The organism is Arcobacter peruensis, from assembly GCF_003711085.1.
GTDB lineage: Bacteria > Campylobacterota > Campylobacteria > Campylobacterales > Arcobacteraceae > Poseidonibacter > Poseidonibacter parvus.
In genome coordinates, this window is record NZ_CP032363.1 from 485,043 (window position 1) to 508,081 (window position 23,039).

Annotated in this window: 23 protein-coding genes; 18 read left to right on the forward strand and 5 right to left on the reverse strand. The window is 27.9% G+C overall.

Annotated features, from left to right (window positions below; genetic code table 11):
* The first annotated feature begins 14 nt into the window (after positions 1-14).
* From D3Z07_RS02440 to hypF, 6 genes are all read left to right on the forward strand, one after another.
* Positions 15-1,259, forward strand: a complete 1,245-nt coding sequence (locus tag D3Z07_RS02440; protein WP_076086687.1) for a hydrogenase small subunit — start codon at positions 15-17, stop codon at positions 1,257-1,259.
* Positions 1,252-3,093 carry a nickel-dependent hydrogenase large subunit gene (locus D3Z07_RS02445; RefSeq protein ID WP_076086684.1) on the forward strand — a complete coding sequence of 614 codons (1,842 nt, stop codon included), beginning with the start codon at positions 1,252-1,254 and terminating at the stop codon, positions 3,091-3,093. The genes D3Z07_RS02440 and D3Z07_RS02445 overlap by 8 nt, the downstream gene beginning before the upstream one ends.
* A gap of 46 nt (positions 3,094-3,139) precedes the next feature.
* Positions 3,140-3,847, forward strand: a complete 708-nt coding sequence (locus D3Z07_RS02450) for a cytochrome b/b6 domain-containing protein (RefSeq protein WP_076089281.1) — start codon at positions 3,140-3,142, stop codon at positions 3,845-3,847.
* A 2-nt stretch (positions 3,848-3,849) separates the two neighbouring features.
* Entirely contained in the window at positions 3,850-4,425 is a 576-nt protein-coding gene (locus tag D3Z07_RS02455) for a hydrogenase maturation protease (protein WP_083657180.1), read from the forward strand.
* Between the two features lie 62 nt (positions 4,426-4,487).
* Positions 4,488-6,506, forward strand: a complete 2,019-nt coding sequence (locus D3Z07_RS02460) for a hypothetical protein (protein WP_122892989.1) — start codon at positions 4,488-4,490, stop codon at positions 6,504-6,506.
* The gene (gene hypF / locus D3Z07_RS02465) at positions 6,487-8,727 is read left to right on the forward strand and encodes a carbamoyltransferase HypF (protein ID WP_122892990.1); all 2,241 of its coding nucleotides are present in this window, start codon (positions 6,487-6,489) and stop codon (positions 8,725-8,727) included. Before D3Z07_RS02460 ends, hypF begins: the two co-directional genes overlap by 20 nt.
* Positions 8,728-8,961: 234 nt before the next feature.
* Here hypF and istB read toward each other — a convergent pair whose 3' ends face one another.
* Positions 8,962-9,729, reverse strand: coding sequence for an IS21-like element helper ATPase IstB (istB, locus tag D3Z07_RS02475; protein WP_076085329.1), 768 nt, complete (start codon positions 9,727-9,729; stop codon positions 8,962-8,964).
* Positions 9,716-10,759 carry an IS21 family transposase gene (gene istA / locus D3Z07_RS02480; RefSeq protein ID WP_076085331.1) on the reverse strand — a complete coding sequence of 348 codons (1,044 nt, stop codon included), beginning with the start codon at positions 10,757-10,759 and terminating at the stop codon, positions 9,716-9,718. The genes istB and istA overlap by 14 nt, the downstream gene beginning before the upstream one ends.
* An 80-nt stretch (positions 10,760-10,839) precedes the next feature.
* Here istA and D3Z07_RS02485 point away from each other — a divergent pair, with 80 nt between their 5' ends.
* The 6 genes from D3Z07_RS02485 (at position 10,840) to D3Z07_RS02510 (ending at position 16,621) form a co-directional block, all read left to right on the forward strand.
* Positions 10,840-11,217 (forward strand): hypothetical protein, encoded by a 378-nt coding sequence (locus D3Z07_RS02485; RefSeq protein ID WP_122892992.1) that lies wholly within the window; start codon positions 10,840-10,842, stop codon positions 11,215-11,217.
* Positions 11,210-11,890, forward strand: coding sequence for a Rossmann-fold NAD(P)-binding domain-containing protein (locus tag D3Z07_RS02490; RefSeq protein ID WP_122892994.1), 681 nt, complete (start codon positions 11,210-11,212; stop codon positions 11,888-11,890). Before D3Z07_RS02485 ends, D3Z07_RS02490 begins: the two co-directional genes overlap by 8 nt.
* A gap of 149 nt (positions 11,891-12,039) precedes the next feature.
* A complete protein-coding gene (locus D3Z07_RS02495; RefSeq protein ID WP_164707186.1) occupies positions 12,040-13,692 on the forward strand; it encodes a HipA domain-containing protein in 1,653 nt (550 codons plus the stop codon).
* Positions 13,693-14,214: 522 nt separating this feature from the next.
* Positions 14,215-14,475 carry a hypothetical protein gene (locus D3Z07_RS02500; protein ID WP_122892997.1) on the forward strand — a complete coding sequence of 87 codons (261 nt, stop codon included), beginning with the start codon at positions 14,215-14,217 and terminating at the stop codon, positions 14,473-14,475.
* A gap of 186 nt (positions 14,476-14,661) precedes the next feature.
* Complete coding sequence (locus tag D3Z07_RS02505; RefSeq protein ID WP_076086663.1) at positions 14,662-15,318, forward strand: response regulator transcription factor; 657 nt, start codon at positions 14,662-14,664, stop codon at positions 15,316-15,318.
* Positions 15,308-16,621 (forward strand): sensor histidine kinase, encoded by a 1,314-nt coding sequence (locus tag D3Z07_RS02510; RefSeq protein ID WP_076086660.1) that lies wholly within the window; start codon positions 15,308-15,310, stop codon positions 16,619-16,621. Before D3Z07_RS02505 ends, D3Z07_RS02510 begins: the two co-directional genes overlap by 11 nt.
* 143 nt (positions 16,622-16,764) lie before the next feature.
* On the opposite strand, the gene D3Z07_RS02515 is transcribed toward D3Z07_RS02510, so the two are convergent.
* Positions 16,765-17,328 carry an undecaprenyl-diphosphatase gene (locus D3Z07_RS02515; RefSeq protein ID WP_122892998.1) on the reverse strand — a complete coding sequence of 188 codons (564 nt, stop codon included), beginning with the start codon at positions 17,326-17,328 and terminating at the stop codon, positions 16,765-16,767.
* Between the two features lie 131 nt (positions 17,329-17,459).
* On the opposite strand from D3Z07_RS02515, the gene D3Z07_RS13825 reads away from it, so the two are divergent.
* The 5 genes from D3Z07_RS13825 (at position 17,460) to D3Z07_RS02535 (ending at position 21,180) form a co-directional block, all read left to right on the forward strand.
* Entirely contained in the window at positions 17,460-17,606 is a 147-nt protein-coding gene (locus D3Z07_RS13825; RefSeq protein ID WP_156981732.1) for a hypothetical protein, read from the forward strand.
* Positions 17,607-17,780: 174 nt separating this feature from the next.
* Positions 17,781-19,394 (forward strand): phosphoethanolamine transferase, encoded by a 1,614-nt coding sequence (locus tag D3Z07_RS02520; protein WP_122893000.1) that lies wholly within the window; start codon positions 17,781-17,783, stop codon positions 19,392-19,394.
* Positions 19,372-20,076 (forward strand): phosphatase PAP2 family protein, encoded by a 705-nt coding sequence (locus D3Z07_RS02525; protein WP_122893002.1) that lies wholly within the window; start codon positions 19,372-19,374, stop codon positions 20,074-20,076. Before D3Z07_RS02520 ends, D3Z07_RS02525 begins: the two co-directional genes overlap by 23 nt.
* A gap of 17 nt (positions 20,077-20,093) precedes the next feature.
* Positions 20,094-20,462, forward strand: a complete 369-nt coding sequence (locus tag D3Z07_RS02530; protein WP_076086650.1) for a diacylglycerol kinase — start codon at positions 20,094-20,096, stop codon at positions 20,460-20,462.
* A gap of 490 nt (positions 20,463-20,952) precedes the next feature.
* On the forward strand, positions 20,953-21,180 hold the full coding sequence (locus D3Z07_RS02535) for a hypothetical protein (RefSeq protein WP_076086648.1): 228 nt from the start codon (positions 20,953-20,955) through the stop codon (positions 21,178-21,180).
* Positions 21,181-21,390: 210 nt separating this feature from the next.
* On the opposite strand, the gene D3Z07_RS02540 is transcribed toward D3Z07_RS02535, so the two are convergent.
* Positions 21,391-21,639, reverse strand: coding sequence for a CDGSH iron-sulfur domain-containing protein (locus D3Z07_RS02540; protein WP_076086646.1), 249 nt, complete (start codon positions 21,637-21,639; stop codon positions 21,391-21,393).
* A 17-nt stretch (positions 21,640-21,656) separates the two neighbouring features.
* Complete coding sequence (locus D3Z07_RS02545) at positions 21,657-22,280, reverse strand: transposase (protein WP_122893004.1); 624 nt, start codon at positions 22,278-22,280, stop codon at positions 21,657-21,659.
* 110 nt (positions 22,281-22,390) lie between these two features.
* Here D3Z07_RS02545 and D3Z07_RS02550 point away from each other — a divergent pair, with 110 nt between their 5' ends.
* A complete protein-coding gene (locus D3Z07_RS02550; RefSeq protein ID WP_076086642.1) occupies positions 22,391-23,035 on the forward strand; it encodes a hypothetical protein in 645 nt (214 codons plus the stop codon).
* Positions 23,036-23,039 lie beyond the last annotated feature (4 nt).

Consider the following 23,039-nt stretch of genomic DNA (forward strand, 5'->3'; position numbering starts at 1 on the left):
AAAAAGGGGAGATAATGAATATAGCAAATGATGAATCTGTAAAAAAACTTTTTACAGCAGAAAGTGCTAAAGTTGATACTAATAAAGGTGATACATATTATGAAAAACTATATGAATCTTGTCAACAGAGGATCGAAGATTTAAAAAAACTTGCACCTCTAAATAACAGAATGGACTTTACAGAAAGTATAGAAGAACAAGGTCTTGAACGAAGAGACTTTTTAAAATGGGCATCTGCAACTACAGCTATGTTGATGCTTCCTGCATCTTTTACACCATTAGTAGCTGAAGCTGCAGTACTTATGAATAGAGTTCCTGTTATTTGGCTTGAATTACAAGATTGTGCAGGTAATTCTGAAGCACTTTTACGTTCAGATGGACCGAAAATTGATGAAATTATTTTAGATATTATTTCATTAGAATTTCATGAAGCACTTCAAGCAGCTTCTGGACATCAAGCTGAAAAACAAATGAATGATGCAATGGAACATTTCAAAGGAAAGTATTTACTTTTTGTTGAAGGAGCTGTTCCTTTAGGTTTAAATGGAAACTATGGAACAATTGGTGCTATAGGTGAAACATTTGTAGATCATTTACATAGAGCATCTGAAGGTGCCGCAGCAATAGTAGCTGTTGGTTCATGTGCAACTTATGGTGGTATACCAGCAGCTGCTCCAAATCCAACTGATGCAGTTGGAGTAATGGATGTTGTTAAAGGTAAACCACTTATTAATATTCCTGCCTGTCCTGCAAATCCATCTAATATGGTTGGTGTCATATTGCATTATGTACTTACGGGTTCAATTCCTGAACTTGATTCTCTTTTACGTCCTAAGTTTGCATTTGGATACAGAATCCATGATAACTGTGAACGACGTGCACATTTTGATGCTGGAGAATATGTAGAAGAATGGGGAGATGAAGGGGCTAAAAACAACTTCTGTCTTTATAAAGTAGGATGTAAAGGTCCTATGACTTTTAATAACTGTTCTATTATTCGTTACAATGAAGGTGTAAATTGGCCTATTGGTGTAGGGCGTGGCTGTATAGGATGTTCAGAACCAGATTTTTGGGATAAGTACGCATATGAACGACCAATGGCAAATGCTAATATCAAAGCTCCAACAGGTGGAGTTGAAAAAACAGTAGATGAGTTTGGTCTTGGATTGTTAACAGCTGCAGGTGTTGGAATTGCAATACATGCAGCAGCAAGTGCTGTTGCGGGTAAAAAGGAAAAAGCAGGAGAATTAAATGAGTAAATTACATGGAAAAGATGGTAACTTCCATCAAACAGATTCAAATGGGAATAAGCATATTATTGTTGACCCTATTACTAGAATTGAAGGACATCTTAGAATTGAAGCTGTAATTGATAAAGACAATACAATTATTGATGCATGGAGTTCTTCTACTATGTTTAGAGGAATTGAAACTATTGTAAAAAATAGAGATCCAAGAGATGTTGGATTAATGACTATGCGTATTTGTGGTGTTTGTACTGGTACACATTATCAAAGATCAATTGAAGCTGTTGAAGATGCATTTGATGTAACTATTCCTAAAAATGCTCGAATTGTACGTAATCTTATTCAAGGTTCACTTCAAGTACATGATCACTTTGTACATTTTTATCATTTACATGCTCTTGATTTTGTAGATATTATTTCAGCTACAAAAGCTGATCCAGTTAAAACTGCAAAAGAAGCAGAGAAATGGGCAAAAATTGCAGGAACTACTCCATATATTGCAGGAGCTACTGATTTTAAAGATATTCAAGACCGAATTGTAAAATTTGCAAAAGAGGGTCGTTTAGGTATTTTTGGAAATGGATATTGGGGGAATAAAGGATATAAACTTACTCCTGAACAAAATCTTATTGGTGTAGCACACTATCTTAAAGGGTTAGATGTACAAAGACGTATGTCTAAAATGCATGCACTTTTTGGTGGTAAATCTCCACATCCTCAATCAATTGTTGTTGGTGGAGTTACATGTGTTCAAGATATTCAAAACCCTGCTCGTATAGCTCTTTTCCAAGAATTATTAAGAGAAACTACTGATTTTGTTAAAAGAGCATATCTTCCAGATATCTATATGGCAGGAACGGCTTATGCAGAAGAAGCAACGGATTCATCTCAATCTTTTCATGGTACTAAGCATAAAGGTACATTAGGAAAAGCTATTGGTGGTTCTGGTGGAGGACTGTTATCATTCATGTCTTATGGTGACTTTAGACTTGATGATACAGGATTTTATAATTCTGCATTATTTTTACCTGCTGGTGTAATACTTGATGGTGACATTTCTAAAGTACATGAACTTGATGAAGATAAAATTACTGAAGATGTAACTCACGCATGGTTTGAAGGTACAGGTGAACCAGAACATCCTTATGTTGGAACTACTATTCCTGAATATACTGGACTTGATAAAAAAGATGATGGATATGCTTATCTTAAAACAGAAGGTAAATATTCTTGGATAAAATCTCCACTTTACGATGGACGCAAAGTAGAAGTTGGACCACTTGCTCGTATGGTTATTGGATATGCAAAAGGCGATAAAGTTATTACTAAATATGTTGGTGATTTCCTTAAACGTTCAGGTTTACCTATTTCAGTATTATTCTCAACTGTTGGAAGAACAGCTGCACGTGCAATTGAAACAGAAATGATAGCAGATGGTATGAAAGAATGGGCATCAGAGCTTGCAAAAAATGCTGCTAATGGTGATCTTAGTACTTGGACAAGTTTTGATTTTGATGAAGTAAGTAAAGACTGTAAAGGTAGAGGAATGGCAGAAGCTCCAAGAGGAGCATTAGGTCACTGGATTGTTATTAAAGATGGATTAGTATCTAACTTTCAAGCAGTTGTACCTTCTACTTGGAATGCAGGACCAAGAGGACCAAATGGTGAAATTGGGGCTTATGAAGCATCATTAATTGGAACAAAAGTAGCAAACCCTGAAGAACCATTAGAAATCATTCGAACAGTACATAGTTTTGACCCTTGTATTGCTTGTGCAGTACATGTTATGGACACTAATGGTAAGGAGTTAGCTGTATATAAAGTTGACCCTACTAGTGCCTTTTAAGGAGTAAATTGTGGAGAATAAAGAAGGATATACTCGTATAAGACGTATGACCCCTGCAATGAGAATCATTCATTGGGTTAATGTTATTTCAATGATTGTAGCAATTGCTACAGGTCTTTATATTGCTGCACCGTATTATCAAACTTTTATGGCTGATGATGCAGTGGACAAATATGTAATGGCTTGGAATAGATGGGGTCACTTTATAGTGGCTATTATTTTTGATGTTACTTCTGTTATTATTGCTTATCTTTTCTTCTTTTCACGTTTTGAAAAGCCATGGAAAAAGGTTATTCCTACAGGAAAGAATATTAAAGAGTTTGCTGAAGTATTTTTAAACTTAATAACACTAAACCGACGAAAGAAATTTGATTCAACACATAGTGATAGCTTTAATTCTGTTTATTTTTTAATTTTTCATTTACTTTTAGGGTGGATGCTTTTAACAGGTCTTCAGCTTTATGTACATGCATTAGGTTCAGGAGAGAGTAGTGTTGGAACATGGTGGCCTTGGATATTACATGCTACAACAGACTGGACACAAGTAGTTAGTTCATGGATGATTGGAACAACTGCTACTGGTGCGAATATTATGGATGTACGTATTTCTCATCACTTGACAATGTGGCTTTTAATTACATGGATAGTTTTTCATATTTATTATCAAGTATGGCGAACAATTTTTTGGAAAGAGGGTGATATTTCAATAGTTGTTGGTGGTGATAAATTTGTGAAAACTGAAAAGGAATCATAAATTTGAACCATGAAAGAATAGCACTTATTGGCATTGGAAACATTATGTTTCATGATGAAGGTTTAGGTGCATATTTAGTAAAGTATATCGAAGAAAACTATGAAGAACATCCTAAACTAACTATTGTAGAGGGTGGTACATTAGGGTTTACTTTGATGACTTATTATCAAGAATATGATAAAGTTATTGTTGTTGGAACAGGATCTAAAATAGGTCCTGTTGGTACTATAAGTTCAGAAAATTCTGAGCAGGTAATGGCGAATTCAACATCTACAAGAAGAACTGCAAATGAAGTAGAAATAACAATGATGATAGAAATATGTTCTTTTCATGAAGATATGGGTGAAGTACAACTTATAACCATGGTTCCTCATGATATTATAGATGTTAAAAATGCTATGACACCAGAGGCATTAGAGCATATGCCTTCACTTGTTGATGAAACGCTTTATGAATTAAAAGAATCTGGTATTGAACTTACAAGAAAAAAATCTGATGAAGTAAGCTTTGAAAATATAATTGAAGCCTATGCAAATCCTAAAATTGCGGATTTTACAGATATGTCAAAACTTATTTAGTACACAGGTAGATCTTTTAATCTATCTGTTTAGTAAATAAAAATTTAAAATCAGGAAAAGTAATGTATTTTATCTTTGAGATAACATTTAGCTCAAACAAGAACTATATATCAAAACTAATACGTGGATATGCGAATAAAACAGAAATTGAAGTAGAAATAGTTCAAACAAAAGATAAGATAGTTATGATTTTTAATCAAGATGACGAAAAATTAGAAAGTTTTTTATTAAATATGGAATATTTATTACCTGCTTCTTTATTTTTAGGAAATGCTAATCACTATTTTAGTGAAGAAAAACCATCTTTAGTTGCAGTAGAACAGTCAAATCTTCCTGTAAATATAGCACCTTGTCCTAGTTGTCAAAAAGAAATGTTTGATGTAAGCTCTCGTCGTTTTTATTATCCTTTTACTTCATGTAATAGCTGCGGTTCACAACATCCTTTTTTGACTAAGTATCCTTATATTCGTGCAAATACAACAATGAAATTTTTAGTACCTTGTTCAGAGTGTGAAAAAGAAAGAGAAACTAATTTTTTACGTAAAGACTATCCCCTGATTTCATGTATAGAATGTGGTATAGGCTTAAGAATGCTTAATCAAGAAACAGAACATATGGCTCTTAATAAAGGAGATTACCACAATCTTTTTAAAGTAAGTGCAGGTGCAATTAGCACAGGTAAAACTGTTTTAATGAAAACAATACATGGATATAGAAAGTTTTTTTATCCAAAACCAAATGCTAGTTCTATAGATAAAATAAAATTTACAACAAATAAAGTTGATATAGGTCTATCTAAGCCTCAAAATACTTCAACAAAACATATTGAAAATAACGTTGCCTTATCAACATTACTTATGGCAAATTCTGCAGGTTTTAATAAGCATCTAATGCTTGTTGAACAAGAGTTTAATGCCTTACTTAGTATTGAACGTCCACTTTTAAGAGTTGCAACAAAAAGTGATGAAATAAAGAAACTTTATGGTTCATCTGCTTTGGTTAAATATCCAGATGATGGTATGACAATGCTTTTAGCAGCAGAAGCTGTGAAACATGGTTTAGAGTATATGGCTTATATAGAATGTAGTAGTGATGAAGAAGCTGATTTCTTAGTTGATTTTGATATGCCTATAAATACACAAAAAGATACAAAACTTTTTATTAATCAAGATACAAAATTTTTTATTTCAGGTGAACGTATTATTTACCCTACAATAGCTAAAAATGAAAAAGCTAGGGTTACTGTAGCACATGATTTAGCTTGCGTTCCTTTAGAAGAAGAAAGTATTATAGATTCATTTAGTGTATTTGATTCTGTATATACATCAGAACTATATGTACTAGATGCTCAAAAGAATTTTGGAAATGAAGAAAATAATCAGAATAAATTTGAGCAATATGAAGCGTCGATGCTATCAGTACTTGCTGAATATGAAAAAGTTGGAGAAAAAGCTATTGGTGTTCATTTTGATGGAAGCTTGAATTTTTTATATTACAATGGAAAAAAAGTTATAAATGCAGTACCAGCAATACCTTTTGAATCCGATAACTTGTGGGAAAAGATTAGAACACTTAGAGATGGTTCAGATAGATTAGTTACTAATTATAAAAAAGCATATCCTAAAATATGGGATCGTTTAGATAACTTAGAAGGAGATATGGATGTTTTTGAAGTTACAGCTATTACTCTTGGACTTGAAAATGAGAGTTTTGAAGGTATTTCCTCTGAATCTCTTAGTTTTTTAGGAAAAGGTGGATTACAAATAGATACTAAAATCAAAGATAATCGTTTTGATAATTACGCATTTTTAACAAGTATCATGTCTTATCAATTAGGAGATGTAGAGAATAATTATATTTGTTATAGTATTTATGAATCTTTTGGTGATTATATAGGGGAATTGGTTCCACAACTTTGTGATAAAGTAGGAAGTAATATAGTAGTTCTTAGTGGTGAAACTTTTGCAAATCAATCACTTTATGCTAGTATTCAAAAAACACTTGGGGCTAAAAAACCTCTTATGAATAAAAACTTTCCTATAGGTAAGGAGAATTCGGTATATGGAGCTTTGTACTTATAAAATAAATATCACTGGTACTGTGCAAGGTGTTGGATTTCGTCCTTTTATTTACTCACTTGCTCAAAGATACATACTAACTGGTACAGTTAGTAATAATAGTCGTGGTGTTGAAATAATTATTAATAGTGATACCATTACTTTAAAACAGTTTTTAACAGCGATTGAGTACGAATATCCACCTTTAGCTTCTATTGAAACTATTGAACACAAAAAGATTACTTATAAAGCTTTTGATAGTTTTGAAATTATCAAAACTCAAAGTAAAGGTGATGTTGTTGTTAATATTCCTTCTGATGTAAGTGTTTGTAAAGAATGTGAAAAAGAACTTTTAGATATTAACAATCGTCGTTATCAATATCCTTTTATAAACTGTACTCACTGTGGGGTAAGATACTCTATAATTCATAATTTACCTTATGATAGAAACAAGACGTCAATGAAAAAGTTTAAGATGTGTAAGACTTGTGAAACAGAATATAATAACCCTTTGGATAGACGCTATCATGCTCAACCTATTGGATGTAATGATTGTGGACCAAAATTACAGTTACTAGATAATCTAACAAAACAAATAGATATAAAAACAAATGAAGTAAATAAAACTGTTTCATTATTAAAACAAGGTAATATCCTTGCTCTTAAAGGAGTAGGGGGTTATCATCTAGTTTGTGATGCAACAAATGAAAGTACAATACTAAAATTACGTAATAGAAAAAAAAGAGAAACAAAACCTTTTGCTGTAATGGTTCGTAATATGGAAATGGCTAGAGAACTTGCAGTTATTTCTAAGGATGAAGAGAATCTTTTACTTTCAAAAGAAAGACCTATTGTGATTGTTAAAATGAAACAAAAACATTCAAGTGTTATTTCACCTAATATTTCTTATATTGGTCTCTTATTACCTTATACTCCTCTTCATTTACTTTTGATAGATAATATTAATCGTCCTTTAGTATTCACTTCTGCTAATATAAGTAATGAACCAATTTGTACAAGCTTAGAAACTTTAGAAAAATTACATGGAGTATATGATTATATTTTAGACCATAATAGAGATATTGTTAATGGTTGTGATGATTCTGTAGTTATGGTAGTAAAAGAACAAACAATTGTTATTAGAAGAGCTAGAGGATATACTCCAATGAGAGTTACATTACCTTTTGCATTAAATAGTAATGTTTTAGCTCTTGGAGCTAATCAGAAAAATACAATAGCTATTGGTTTTAATAATCAAGTTATTTTATCTCCTCATATTGGAGATTTATCTAGTATTTCATCTGTTGAATACTATGAAAAAAATATCGAAACATTAGAGAGAATATATGATTTTAAAGCAGATATTATTGCTTACGATAAGCACCCTAATTATGAATCAACTAAGATAGCAAATAAAATAATAAGCAATAATAAGAAAATTATAGGTAAAGAAGTTCAACATCACTATGCACATATCTTATCTGTTATGGCAGAAAAAAAGATAAAAGAAAAAGTATTTGGAGTTGCCTTTGATGGTACTGGTTATGGTGATGATGGTATGCTTTGGGGTGGTGAGTTTTTAGTATGTGATTTTGATGACTACAAAAGAATAGCTTCACTAGAATACTTTAAACTTTTAGGTGGAGCAAAAGCTATTAAAGAACCAAAACGAGTTGCTCTTTCAGTACTTTTTAGTCTTTATGGAAAAGATGTTTTTGACTTGGATAATCCTACTACAAGAGCATTCTCATCTGTAGAACTTAAAGCTTATTATGTAGCATGGGAAAAAGGATTAAATTCACCATTAAGTTCTTCAGTAGGAAGATTATTTGATGCAGTTGCATCCTTACTTGGTATTTGCCAAGTTATGAGTTTTGAGGGTGAAAGTGGAATGTTACTAGAAGAATTATTTGATAGTTCAGTTACAGGATACTATCCTTTTAACTATGAAAATGGAAAAATAGATATACTTCCTATTCTTCCTTTACTGTTAAAAGAAAAAGATATTTCAACTGCTGTAAGTAAGTTTTTTTATACTTTAGTTGAAGTAATAGTTAAAGTATATGAGCCTTATGATTTACCTCTAGTTTTAAGTGGCGGAGTTTTCCAAAATAGAGTGCTTTTAAGTTTAGTTTTAGATAGATTTCCAAAGGCTATAATTTCAAACATGATTCCTCCTAATGATGGTGGAATTGCTTTAGGCCAAGTTAAGTCTACAATTAATACATCAGGATATAAAAACTAATGAGTTATTTAAAAAGTTTTATACAAGTAACATTTTGTTTATTTTTAAGCTTTATACTAAATATTATAGAATGGATTCCGTCATTTATTCTTATAAGTATTGTTAATATTAGTATTATCTTTTTATATTTATTATCAATATTTTTTGCATATAAAATAATTTGTAATATTTATTGTCAAGTGCAATCCAAAAATGCACCAATATGCAGTGCAAAAGTGCACCACTTTGTAACACCTATTTATTAGAAATATTTAACAATCCAGCTTCCCTTTTTTGTTTCAATCTATAGCTTTCACCTGTAACATTTATTAAATGTGAGTGATGAATTAATCTATCTAATATTGCTGTTGTTAATGCTTCATCATTATTGAGTACCTCCTTCCATTTTGTAAATGATAAATTTGATGTAATTATTATTGATCCTAATTCATATTTTTTATTAATTATTTGAAAAAATAAATTAGCTTGATTTTCATTGAACTTTACATATCCAAACTCATCAATAACTAAAAGTCTTGGAGTACCTATAACTCTTTTAAAGTAGTTATCAAGTTTATTTTGAGATTGTGCACTTTCAAGTTGTATAATTAAATCGCTTGCAGATATAAATTTAGTTTTTATTCTTTTTTGTGTTGCTGCATATGCTATTGCACTTGCCAAATGTGTTTTTCCAACTCCACTTGGGCCAAATAGTAAAATATTTTTAAATTCATCTATAAATCTAAAAGTTAGAAGCTCATTTATTAGTGTTTTATCAACTGATGAAGATTTATAATCGAAGCTATCAATTGTTTTTATTTTAGGCAACCCTGCTATTTTTAAAAGCATATCTTTACTTCTTTGTTCTCTTCCTATATTTTCAAACTCTAATAATTTATGTAGATATTCACTATAAGACATTTTCTCTTTTGAAGCTGTATCTGCTAAGTGTTGATACTGTTCTAAAATACCAGGAAGTTTAAACTTTGAACAATATTCATTAATTGATTCATGCAGTAGCATACGAGACTCCTAACACTTTTTCATAATCTGAAATTGTTGTATGATATTTTATATCTATATTTAGTTTCTCTAAATTTATACTGTTAGTTATATGATTATCTTCTTGTTTATTTTTTACTTCTTTTACACTTGAGTAAAATGGCTGTAACAAATGTTTCTCTTCTTTAAACAGATCAATTGGCTTTTTCTTTGTTGTATCATGGATTCTTGAGTTTGCCATTTCTAACCAAGTAAATACTTTATTATTTAGTAAGTCACAATTCATTTCTACTTGACTACCTTTTAAAGCAGCTTTTAGTGGTACATAGAAGTTACGTTTTAAATATAGATTAAATCTTTCCACTTTTCCTTTAGTTTGTGCACGATAAACTTTACATAATTTTGGAATAAAATTATCTTTTGCAAACTCTAAAAAATCATTATTAAATCCATGTTGATTTTTCCCATATTTATCTCTTTGTATTACTACTGATTTTAAATTATCATAGAGAAGTGTTTGTGGAACTCCACCAAAGTATTCAAATGCTTTAACATGGCAATCTTGCCAAGTCTCTTGTCTCATATTATCTGTAAAATATACAAATGCCATTCTACTAAATCCTAATACCATAACAAAGCCATATACAGGATTTTTCCCTGTTCTTATAAATGTCCAATCAACTTGTGCTTGATAAGATGGCTTTGTCTCAAATCTTATTACTTCTTCTGGAGCTGAATCTATTTTTAATGAACTTAAAAATGTTTGTAATATTCTCACTTTTCCATCATATCCATATTTCTTTATCTCTTCATATATTACACTTGATGGAATATTATCTGGTAAAGCTTGTTGTACTCTGGAAATTATATATTCTTTATATGGATCTAATTTTGATTTATACTGAATATTTTTATAAGATTTTAATTCATTTTCTTTTAATCGTTTTGAAACTGTTCTTCTATTCAATCCAACTATTTTTGATATAGCTCTTATACTATATCCTCTTTTATGTAAAGTATGTATCACGGTAAATTCCTCTTTATCAATCATACCAACTCCAAATATTTTATTTAGAGTTTATTGTATTTATTTCTATTAATAAAGTGGTGCACTTTTACTTTGCACTACTGGTGTATTTTACCTTTGCACTTGACATTTATGATAATCAAACAAAAAAAGCACTTTGGAAAACTACAGGATACACTCTATTTTTTTTAAGTTATATAGGTAGTGCTTCAATTATTATGATTGGTATTGGATATAGTAAAAGCACATATATTAAAAGTTATATGTTTGAAGATAAATCTTTTTATGTTTATCAAAATATTGATTTATCTTATGAAGTATGTGTTAAAGAATCTGTATTACCTCTACGTTCATTACCTATAGCTACTTTTACTAATAAATTTACATTAAGTAAAGAGAATCACTATATTTACGCAACAAGCAAAGAAATTTATAAAAAAATATATAATTTAAAAAGAAACAAAAAGGAAAAAGATGAGTAAGAAAAAAAAGATAGCTATTTTAGGTTGTGGATGGGTAGGAAATGCTCTTAAAACAAAAATGGAAGAACAAGGACATGAAGTAAATTGTCTATGTCGTGATATTAATATGGACTCTTTAGTAGGCTTTTATAATTGTGATGCTTTGATTATTGCTGTTCAACCTTCAGATGAATACTTAGATGTTATAGAAGATGTATATTTTTCTGTTTCTTTAAATGAAGCTATTAATACACAAATGATACTTTTAAGTTCTCTTTCTTTTTATGATAATGATAAACTAATTGCAGATGCTGAAGAATTAGCAAAAATAAAAGATGAAAATACAGTAATTCTAAGACTTGGTGAACTAATGGGATATGATAGAATTGCGGGAGAAAATACTGCTGACAAAATGATTAACGATTCTACTACAAATTATGTACATCGTGATGATGTTATAGGTGTTATTGAAACTATTATTGATAAAAATGTTAGAGATAAAATATTTAATGTAGTAGCACCAATTCAATCAACAAAAAAAGAAATATTTACTCAAAATAGCAAAAAATTCAATTTTAAAGAACCATCTTTTAGTAATATAATAGATAAAAACAATTCTTATTCTTCAGATATTCTTTGTGATGTTTTAGGATATAAGTTTCAAAAAGAGAATGTACAAGATTTTTGGAGTTAGTTTAGATAAATATTAATTTAAATTTAAAAATTACACTTTTCGCACAGTACCGCACAAAGAAAAATTGATTTATCACCATTTTTATGATAATATTTAATATAAACTTAAATATTTGGTATTTCGCACAGTATCGCATAGAAAGGAAGATTATGAAAATTGATGATTTATCAAGAAATCAAAGAAATATTATTGCAATACTTGAAAAAGTAAAAGAGGGAACAACTGGTGAACTTACAAAAGAACTTGGACTTCCTAGAAGAACTTTTTTAGATAATATTAACTTCTTAATTAAACATGGCCTAGCAAAAAAATCTGGTTCGGGAAAAGGTACTTTTTACTCTAGAGTGATTATTAATGAATATATTGCAAAAGAGATTACAGTATTTAAAGAGGGTATTAAATTTGGAGTACTTCAATTTGGTGCAAATGGTTTTGAATTTACATATGATAAAAACTATAAAGGAGAGAAACCTACTAGCCTTTTAGAAAATGTGCAAAGCCCTGACTTGTTTCCCGAGTTTGAAAATCTTATTCCTGAATATGCTAGAAGAGATAAGTTAATAAATGAATATAATACAGAATATTTATCTGAACTGTTAGTACATTTAAAAAATACCCATGGTGCATATGACTTTATAAATAGCTATGAAGAAAGTAAATATGTAAGTGATTATTCAAATAGACCTTCTTGGTATAGTATTAAAAATAAAATTCTAGGAAGCAATGATTATCCAAATGTTTTATATGGATTCAATCTTAATGTAGAAAAAAAAATATTAACAGCTAAAACAAAAGGTGAACACTCTGCACTGAGTGGAAATCAGAATAAGGTAGATATTGATATTGATTTTAAAAACAAAGAGATTGCAGAGGTTACAAAAGATGAAGTTGCTTTATATCTATTAAAACCATATAGTGAAGATTTATCTAGTTATTTTGAGCAGTTTAAAAAAAGAGATAAAGGGTATTATCCTCATATTGCAATTAATGAACATCTGTTTATGAGTTTTGCGAAAAATGAATTGGGTTTCAATGTACCATATACTGCATTAATAGAAGGAGAAAAAGAATTTCATTATATTACAAAAAGATATGACAGATATGAAAACTATAAATATCATCAAAAAGACTTTGCTCAATATCTTGGTATTAAAAGTACTCAAAAATACAAAACGACTAGTGAAGTATTGTTTACTAAACTAAATGAGGTTATATATAGTGAAGATGAAAAGTTTGATGCGTTGAGATTCTATTTTTACTCTAGTATTATTAAACATAGTGATCTTCATGCAAAAAATATTGGTGCGCTAAATATAGGAAGAGAAAAAAATATTCTTGCTCCTCTTTATGATGTTATATCAGTTGGTGTTTATTATGGAAATAGTGATGCACTGGGATTATCTATCAATAGTAGATACTTGCATAAAAAGGTTAAGTTTAGAGTTGAAGATTTTTACGGACTTGCTGATATTTTAGGAGTCAATAAAGATAAATTTAAAATAGCTGCAAAAGAAATTTTAATTACTTTTATTGAGAAGTTTCCTATCTATATAGAAAAATCTAAAGAGCTATTAAAATACTATTCTCTTGAAATTAACAATACTAGAAATGGATATACTAACTTTATAATCAAACTAGCAAATTTCTATAATGAAAGAATAGTTGAATTTATGAAATTAGATATGTTAAGAGATTTTGATATAGATAAATATAAAGAAAAACTACAAGAAGACAAGCTATTAAAATATAATAAGCTAGAGTTAAGACAACTTCATGAAAATTATAAAATAGATAAGGATTAGGTCCTTATTTTTATTTAAATAGTACATAACTTAACAAGATTATCCAAAATTTTGTGTAAGCAAGTAATAGTTATTATAATTATATAATAGTATATCTTTTGCTACTTATTGAGTGAGAGTTGCAAAAGGTACAGATTGTGGAACTTATTATTATGAGCCATCTTTTCATGTCCTAGAGTGGAACTTCTTGCAATTCCAAATATAAATTTTATTTGATTAAATATTAAAATAAATATCATTTACAAATTTAAAATATATACGAAAACTGAAAACATGTTTTTCACTAGATGCCGGGAAATATAAAAGTAGTTTTAGTGTATAACAAGAACATTAATTTAGTATCACTGAATACTAGTTTATAAAACTAATTTTTATCAAAAGATTTTAATGTAAAAGAAAGCATATAAGTCCTCTGCTTAATATAATGTTTTTTAACAGTAATTTTCATTTATAATTCATTTTCACTACTTATACTTCCTTATCAATAAAACAATTATTGAATAAATTATACGAGGATTTAAAATGAAAAAAAGTTCATATTTTGTAAAAAGTCTTATTGGACTAAGTTTAATAGGAAGTGTAGCATTAGCTAATGATATAGAGTTAGATGATGAGAAAAAAGATTTAGAAATAAAAAGTTCAATTCAAGTAAATGATGATGTATCAGAAAATGAAGAAAAATCTTATGCTAAAATTGATGTTAACGAAGTAATTAATATTTTAAGAAAAGAAGAATCTGGTAAAATCATAAACGTAGAATTAGAAAATGAAGATGGTAATTAAGTTTATAAAGCTGAAGTTATCAATGATAATCAAAGTATAGATTTTATAGTTGATGCAGGAAATGGTAAAATATTACATAAAGAAGTTGATAAAAATGATAAAAATGATAAATCTGATAAAGAAGATGAGCATGAAGATAATGATGAGAACGAAAAAGAAAAGAAAGATTAATGAATTAGGTAGTCTATGAAAATCTTATTAATTGAAGATGACCCTAACATCGTATCTCTTTTAAAAAGAGGATTAGTTGAAGATGGTCATTTTATTGAAACTTCAGAAGATGGAGAAGAAGGTGAATATTTAGCAAGTATGAATAATTATGATTTAATCATACTTGACTGGATGCTACCTAACAAAGAAGGGATAGAGATATTAAAATCTTTGAGAAAAAAGAATATTACTATTCCGGTATTAATGTTAACTGCAAAAAGTGAGATTGATGATAAAGTATTAGGACTAAATCATGGAGCAGATGATTATTTATCTAAACCTTTTTCCTATAAAGAATTAATAGCAAGAATTGAAGCAATATATCGAAGAATCTTGTCTGATGGCAAAAATGAAGTTTTAATAAATGACATAAATATTGATATGAGTAAGAAAATTGTAAAAAAAGAGAACATCGAAATATCATTAACTGCAAAAGAATATGAACTGCTACTTTTTCTAATTAAGAATAAAAACTCAATGGTTTCAAATGGTATGATTGAGCAACAATTATGGAATAATGAAGAATTTATAAATAGTAATGTGATCCCAGTAACCATTTATCATCTTAGAAAAAAAATAGGTAAAAATCTAATAAAAAGTTTTAGAGGCTTAGGATATAAAATTGAAGTTTAAAGGTTTAAAAACACGCATACTATTTTGGTTTGGAAGTAGTACTTTTTTAGTTTTATTAATATTTAGTTTTTCTTTCTATTTCCTCTTTGAGAAAAATACTTATTTTAATTTTGAATCAAAATTATATAAAGAAGCAATTTTTATAAAAGAAAATCTTTTAAATGATAATAAAGAAAATTTTAATAAAAGAGAATTCCTTTCTTCTAAAGCTGCATTATTTGAGAATGAGCAAATAATAAAAAAAACAGATGATTTTAAATTTGAAGAGATAAGTTCTTATTTAGATAATGAAAAATCTTTTTTATTAATACATAATGATGAAAGTATGCATGCTATTTATACTTTAAAGGTAAATAATAAGTTAAAAATCATCTTATATGAAGATAATATAGATGATAAGATTGAAGACATAATAGAAGTTATGTTGGTTATTGAACCCTTACTTTTTTTCACTTTACTTTTTTTAGGAAGTAGACTTATTGATAAAATATTAATACCAATAAACCATATAACAAGAAGTGCAAAGAATATTACTATAAATAATTTTTCAAAAACTATTCCTCCTCATAAACATAATGATGAAATTTCTGAATTAATAGAATCCTTTAATACTATGATTGAAAGACTTCAAGATGGTGTTAAGAATTTAGATAGATTTAATAGCGATGTTTCACATGAGTTAAGAACACCTTTAACTGTTATTCGAGGGGAAATTGAAGTTTCATTACGAAGGGAGAGAGAAAGCTCATATTATATTGATTCTATGAATACAGTTTATTATGAAATAAAACAAATTGAAGATATCATTGAAAACTTACTCTTATTAACAAAATATTCAAAAGAGAATATAAAAAAGACTTTTGAAGAAACAAGTGTTGATTCATTATTGCTTGATACTATTTATAAATATGATACTCAAATAAAAAATAAAAATATTACTCTTACTATCGATAAAATGGAAACTATTACTAAAAAATTAAATCCTTTACTTCTTAAAACAATTTTCTCAAATCTTATAGATAATGCTATTAAGTACTCTTTAGATAATAAAAATATAATAATTAAACTTTATCAAAATGAAAAGATGCATTTTTGCATTGAAGATGAGGGTATTGGTATTTCAAAAGAAAAGTTGCCTTTGATTACAGATAGATTTTATAGGGCTGATAAGTCAAGAAATAAAACTATAGAAGGTTTTGGATTAGGATTATCTATCGTTAAAAATAGTGTTGAACTTCATAATGGTCAATTAAAAATTGAATCTGTTCTAAATAAAGGAACAAAAATAGAAATAATTCTTTAAATCTAAAAACTTGTAGTGTTGATAATAATTCTATTTTTTCTTTTGAAAAAAAATGTACAATAAATCCAGCTACTTCATACATAATGATTCACTTGATTACTTAATGTTGATGTATCCATTATAAGATTTCCTTTTTTATTTTTTCAATTTTTCCAAAATTCTATTCTTCTAAAGGTATTTATTAAAAATAAATTTATATTGTTAACGTCATCTTTTGTCGTATAAATTAAACTAATAGCCATTATAGAAACTACAAGTGAACCAATTATATCAAATGGATAATGAACTCCACAATAAACTCTTGATATACCTCCTATTATGGCTAATATAAATAATAGATATCCAATTTTCCTAGAAGATTTAAATATTAAAAATGCTAGTGCAATTGATATTAAAAAAGTAGTATGGTCAGATGGAAAAGAATTTTCAACTTTATGTATAACTAATGTTACTCCAAACCCATCTACAAATGGCCTATTATGATAAATAAACCAACCAATAACTTGATTTATTAATAAACCAAGAATTACAGTATATCCTGCATATAATGTTTCATTCTTTTTATTTGTAAACCATGTATAAACCATTATTATAAGAAATAAGTATGGCAAATATTCAGCAAATGTTATCATTATATTATCTAGAAATTCACTTGTTTTTGCGAATGAATTTATAAATAAAAATAAATTCATATTTAAATGTTCCAAAATATTTCCTTCTTTTTCTTTAATTATATTTACCCATATGAAATGAAAATGAAAACTTAGTTATAAATCATTCATTTTCATTTCATTTTTACTATATATCATTAGGAAATATATTTAATAAGGAGATAAAAATGTTAAAAATTACAATATTGAGTTTAGGATTATTTGTTGGAAGTTTATTTGTTCAAGACAATTTAAATAAAATATCATCATGCGGTCTAAAAGGTTATTTGTCTACTTTATCAATAAGTAAAGAGAAAAATAGTCCTCTTACTTAGTAAATGTTGATTTTACAAAAAAAGGTAACTATGGGTAGATTCTTAGATTTAGTAAGCATATAGGTGGAGTTAATCATTCTTTACGAGGAAAATTTTAAATCTAATAAATTTCTCTTTCATTTTCATTTCATTTTCAATTGTTAATTTATTAATATCAGAAACTAAAGGAAAATAATGAAATTTATTTTACAATATAAACTTATACTATTAGTTGCCATATTTTTTGCAACTTTTTATAATTTATCTTTTTTTACAAATGTCATATCAATTTATGAACCCGTAGGTAAAAATATTTTATATATTTGTTCTCTTGCTATTGTTTTAGTAGCATTTACTGTATTTTTATTTACACTACTCTCTTCAAAATATACAACTAAACCTCTTTTAATAATTACATTAATGGTTTCTTCATTTACTGCATATTTTATGGATACATATCGTGTAGTTATTGATGATGAAATGATACGAAACTCTTTACAAACAAACTTAGCAGAATCTAGTGACTTATTTAGTTTTCAACTAGTTTTTTATGTCTTATTATTAGGAATATTGCCCTCTTATTTTGTTTATAAAATAAAACTAGAATACAGACCTTTAAAAAAAGAATTATTATTAAAGATAGGAACTATTATTGTAGCTTTAATTTTTGTTATACTTCCAATCTTCTCTTTTAGTAAATTCTATACTTCTTTTTTTAGAGAACATAAACCTCTTAGATACCATGTAAACCCGATTTATTGGATTTATAGTACAGGAAATTATATTAGCAAAACAATGAACAGTGGTCCTATGGTTGTAAAACCAATAGGACTTGATGCAAAAATCCAAAAAACTGAAGATGAAATTGATAAAAAAGAATTAATAATAATGGTTGTAGGAGAAGCTACAAGAGCTGATAGATTTTCATTAAATGGTTATGAAAAAGAGACAAACCCCTTACTTAAAAAAGAAGATGTAGTTAATTTCTCAAACTTCTATTCATGTGGTACTTCAACTGCACAATCAGTACCGTGTATGTTTTCTATTTATGATCGTGATACTTATGATTATAAAAAAGGGATTACTACTCAAAATGTATTAGATGTATTAATCAATACAAAAGATGTAAAAGTTCTATGGAGAGATAACAACTCAAGTTCAAAAGGTGTTGCAGACAGAGTTGATTATGAAGATTATCGAACAAATAAAAACAATACAATTTGCGATGATGAATGTAGAGATGAGGGTATGCTTATTGGGTTAGACAATTATATTAAAAAAAATAAAGATAAAGATATTTTAATTGTATTACATCAAATGGGGAATCATGGCCCTGCATATTATAAGAGGTACCCAAAAGATTACGAAAAATTCACGCCAGTTTGTGAAACTAATCAATTAGAGCAATGTACACAAGAAGAAGTTAGTAATGCTTATGATAATGCAGTTTTATATTCTGATTACTTCTTATCTAAAACTATAAACTTCTTAAAACCATATTCTAAAGATTATGAAACAGCAATGGTTTATATGAGCGACCATGGAGAGAGCTTAGGAGAGAATGGACTTTACTTACATGGAATGCCTTATTTTATGGCTCCTGATGAACAAAAACATGTAGCATCATTTATGTGGTTTGGTGAAGGTGATATTAAAGAAGATATTGATGTTGATAAACTTAAATCATATTCCGATAAAAAGTTTTCACAGGATAATCTATTTCATACCTTATTATCATTTTTTGAAGTTGAAACAGATGTTTATGAAAAAGAGATGGACATATTAAATGATGCAAAAAAATCTCACTAAATATATTCTAATTACTATTATATGTTTGATTTTTACAATTGCATTATTTGAATTCACAGCTATAGATATTATCGTACAAGGTTATTTTTATAATCTTGATACAAGTTCTTGGGCTTTAGATAGTAGTGAACCTATTTTAAAGTTTTTACTTTATGATGGAATAAAAAAACTTTTAATATTTTTTGCTTTTCTTATTCTTTGTAGTTTAATATTTTTTAGAAAAAAAAAGATTATAATTAATTATAAGAAGGGATTAATTATAGTTTTATTATCCGCCATAATTATTCCTGTAACAGTTGGTGCATTAAAAGCTACAACAAATATGCCTTGTCCTAAAAATATAGAATTTTTTGGTGGAAATTATCCAGATGTAAAACTGCTTGATTCCTATCCAATAGAGTTTATGCAAAACAAAAAAATAAAATGTTGGCCAGCAGGACATGCGAGTGGTGGCTTTGCACTTCTTTCTTTATTCTTTTTATTTAAAAAACGAAGGAATCAAATATATGCACTTAGCTTTGCTTTGACTGTTGGATGGAGTATGGGTACGTATAAGATGCTAATTGGTGACCATTTTTTAAGTCATACAATTATTACAATGCTTATTGCTTGCCTACTCGTTCTAATTATTTATAAAATAATTAGTTATATGGGAAAAAGAAAATATGTACAACAACAATAATAATAAAAGGAAGAATATTGAGAAATCAACCAAAATACAATTTTTTTAAAAATACAAATTATGCATTAAAAGGTTTAAAAGATTTAATAAAATATGAAACATCTTTTAAAATAGAATTAATAATCGCAATAATTCTAATGCCTACTCTTTTTATAATAGATGTAACAATAATTAGTAAACTTTTAATGTTTACTAGTTTAACAGGAATGCTTTTAGCAGAAGCTATAAATAGTGCTATTGAAAGAGTTGTTGACCTTGTTACTCTTGAACATCATGAAATGGCAGGTAGAGCTAAAGATGTTGGAAGTACTGTGGTGTTTATAAGTATTTTTATATTTGTAGTAACATGGGGTACAATTTTATATACTCATTTTTTATTTGAATGATAAATTGATTTCATTCCAAGGAAGTGTTTAAATTCTCTTTAAATCTAATAAAAATAAAATAGAATATATAACTTTTTTAAGACTAATTTTAAATCATCTGTTCACCGTCGCCTATCGATAACTTTGCATAATCAAGAAAGTACTATTATATGTATGTATGAAAACATTATCGGATTGGAATACGAAAATAAATTTCTATATGTGTGGGTTTTCATATATCAATAAACAATATATATTCTATATTTATTTCAAGCACATAATTTAATATATTTTATTTGCTTTATAATATCTATGTAATCAAATTCATCATAATATCTTTCTCAACAACCTCTTATATTTTAAGCAGTTTTTACTAATGAAAAGCTTGTTCCAAAAAGAGTTGAATTGTTGAACATTCTCAAAATACCGTTTTTAGTGTTATAGCTATACCAATAGTATTATATTTCTTATTGTAAATGTATTTGCTATAATTTACAAAAAAAGGAAATAAATGAAAGTTATTCCATTTATATTATTCATCTTAGTTTGGGTACTTCTATATAAGTATTTAGCTAATAAAAAACAAAAAGGGAAAATACTATCTCATATTTTTAGTTTACTAGCTGCTATTTTTATCTTACTATTATCTGCAGGAATCATTGCAGGTTCAGTTACACAAGAACAAAAACTTCAAGAACTAAAAGAACAAATGATAGAAAAGATGCAAGAGAAACAATAATTTAGTTTGAAACTTAGAAAAAGTTACAAAACCTCTTATGTTTGGAACAGAAAACACTCAAGTGAGTTTTCCTGTTCCACAAAGTGTTCAAAAATTAAAAACTACAAAGTTCCATAAGTTTTAAAGAATTATGGAATAACTAAATAGTACTTTTCAAATCAGTTATTTAAAGTTTCACCTAAATTCCTTTAAAATATTAAATACTTTTGTTTATTCTAATAAAAAATCTAAGTCCAATTTCTCACGTTTTGCATGTGCTCCATCACAAAAAGGTGTACAGGTACTGTTTTTACATAGACATAATAAAAATTCGGCATTTCTCGTAGCTATGAACTCTTTTGGAGTTAAATCAGTACCTTTATGACTTCCATCACAAAGTACGCCATCTTCACTTTGTCCACAAGTACAGAATTGATAAGTTTCACCTTTTTTTAGGTAAGTTCTCACTGGGTGTTTCATATATGTATTCCTTTAAATTATTCTATATTTTTTCTTTGAAGGTTAAATCTCCATTCAGCTTCTTTAAGATAAAAAATAAACTTTTCATCACTCACACCTTTGTAACGGCAAATAAACTCTTCAAAATAATCCCAAAACCTTGTAATCGTATTTTCAGATTTCGAAAGCTTTGATATTGTATTAAATTTAAGATATTTCATTAAAAGCTTATGCTCTTTTTCATCATCATCTTTAATCAATGATAGTTTTTTCTTAGGCATCATTATATTATAAATCGTATCATCATAACAAAATGTGAGAAAATGTTGAAGTTTATCTATATTTGTTTCAATTTGAAGACTTCTTGGTAAATAAAGATATTCATCATAGTTTGTTACTCTATGAGAATTTTTTTGATATATTTCATCTGCATAAATTGCAATATTCTTTCTAAATTTTTCAAAGTAATTTTGAATAGTTAAAAAGTGCATTTTAGTACTAATAGCTGTTTGTCTTGCTGTGTCACCTTTTTTAAAATGGTCGAAAACTCTTTCTTCTCTTTGTATTTTTTTCAGGCTAAATTTTCTTTTACATTTACTGCATTTTCTTTGCGTATTGGCAAGTGCATAAGTATGAGGATGATTACAATAGATACATTTCATTAATTATTATACTATTTAGTTCCTAAAATAGAGTAGAAGTAAATTTCTTAATAAATATTTAATTATTAAATACTATTATAATGAATAAACATTCATTTTGGAGAGAATATATGGAATTAACTTTACTTGTTATATTTTGGTATGGAATACTTCATGCTTTTGGTCCTGATCATCTTAGTGCTATAGCTGATTTTTCTGTTGGAAAAAATCAAAGAAAAACACTACTTATAACATTTTTATTTGCTTTAGGACATGGAGTAAGTCTTTTTATTTTTGCAAAACTATTAGAATCTGTAGAAATTTCAGAAGAACTATTAGCATATGGAGATATTGTTTCTGCAACAGTTATTATAGGAATGGGAGTATATTTACTCTTTATGGTAATAACTAAGCGTATTCAATTACAAAAGCATAGCCATGAAAATAAAGAACATATTCACATTTACTTTGGTAAATCACATGAGCATAATAATGATTCTACTGCTATGACTTCTTCTCTTAGCTTAGGACTTCTAATGGGAGCAGGTGGTGTAAGAGGTATGCTTATTACATTAGGTGCTGTTAGTAATGGTACTGTTGATTTGACAATGGTTGCTGCATTTACTTTAGGTGTTATGCTTATTTTTGGAGTATTTGGACTTTTCATGCTTTATATAAATCAAAGATTTTTAGGTAGTCTTACAAATGTAAGACGAACATTTTCTATAGTAGGTATTATTTCACTTATTGTAGGAACAAATATTTTATTAGGATAGGAGA

Excerpts from the sequence above, each read along its gene's own strand:
- D3Z07_RS02440 (WP_076086687.1), top strand. The coding sequence starts at position 15 with ATGAATATAGCAAATGATGAATCTGTAAAAAAACTTTTTACAGCAGAA.
- D3Z07_RS02445 (WP_076086684.1), top strand. The coding sequence starts at position 1,252 with ATGAGTAAATTACATGGAAAAGATGGTAACTTCCATCAAACAGATTCA.
- D3Z07_RS02450 (WP_076089281.1), top strand. The coding sequence starts at position 3,140 with ATGACCCCTGCAATGAGAATCATTCATTGGGTTAATGTTATTTCAATG.
- D3Z07_RS02460 (WP_122892989.1), top strand. The coding sequence starts at position 4,488 with ATGTATTTTATCTTTGAGATAACATTTAGCTCAAACAAGAACTATATA.
- hypF (WP_122892990.1), top strand. The coding sequence starts at position 6,487 with ATGGAGCTTTGTACTTATAAAATAAATATCACTGGTACTGTGCAAGGT.
- istB (WP_076085329.1), bottom strand. The coding sequence starts at position 9,729 with ATGCTACTGCATGAATCAATTAATGAATATTGTTCAAAGTTTAAACTT.
- istA (WP_076085331.1), bottom strand. The coding sequence starts at position 10,759 with ATGATTGATAAAGAGGAATTTACCGTGATACATACTTTACATAAAAGA.
- D3Z07_RS02490 (WP_122892994.1), top strand. The coding sequence starts at position 11,210 with ATGAGTAAGAAAAAAAAGATAGCTATTTTAGGTTGTGGATGGGTAGGA.
- D3Z07_RS02495 (WP_164707186.1), top strand. The coding sequence starts at position 12,040 with ATGAAAATTGATGATTTATCAAGAAATCAAAGAAATATTATTGCAATA.
- D3Z07_RS02500 (WP_122892997.1), top strand. The coding sequence starts at position 14,215 with ATGAAAAAAAGTTCATATTTTGTAAAAAGTCTTATTGGACTAAGTTTA.
- D3Z07_RS02505 (WP_076086663.1), top strand. The coding sequence starts at position 14,662 with ATGAAAATCTTATTAATTGAAGATGACCCTAACATCGTATCTCTTTTA.
- D3Z07_RS13825 (WP_156981732.1), top strand. The coding sequence starts at position 17,460 with ATGTTAAAAATTACAATATTGAGTTTAGGATTATTTGTTGGAAGTTTA.
- D3Z07_RS02520 (WP_122893000.1), top strand. The coding sequence starts at position 17,781 with ATGAAATTTATTTTACAATATAAACTTATACTATTAGTTGCCATATTT.
- D3Z07_RS02525 (WP_122893002.1), top strand. The coding sequence starts at position 19,372 with ATGATGCAAAAAAATCTCACTAAATATATTCTAATTACTATTATATGT.
- D3Z07_RS02535 (WP_076086648.1), top strand. The coding sequence starts at position 20,953 with ATGAAAGTTATTCCATTTATATTATTCATCTTAGTTTGGGTACTTCTA.
- D3Z07_RS02540 (WP_076086646.1), bottom strand. The coding sequence starts at position 21,639 with ATGAAACACCCAGTGAGAACTTACCTAAAAAAAGGTGAAACTTATCAA.
- D3Z07_RS02545 (WP_122893004.1), bottom strand. The coding sequence starts at position 22,280 with ATGAAATGTATCTATTGTAATCATCCTCATACTTATGCACTTGCCAAT.
- D3Z07_RS02550 (WP_076086642.1), top strand. The coding sequence starts at position 22,391 with ATGGAATTAACTTTACTTGTTATATTTTGGTATGGAATACTTCATGCT.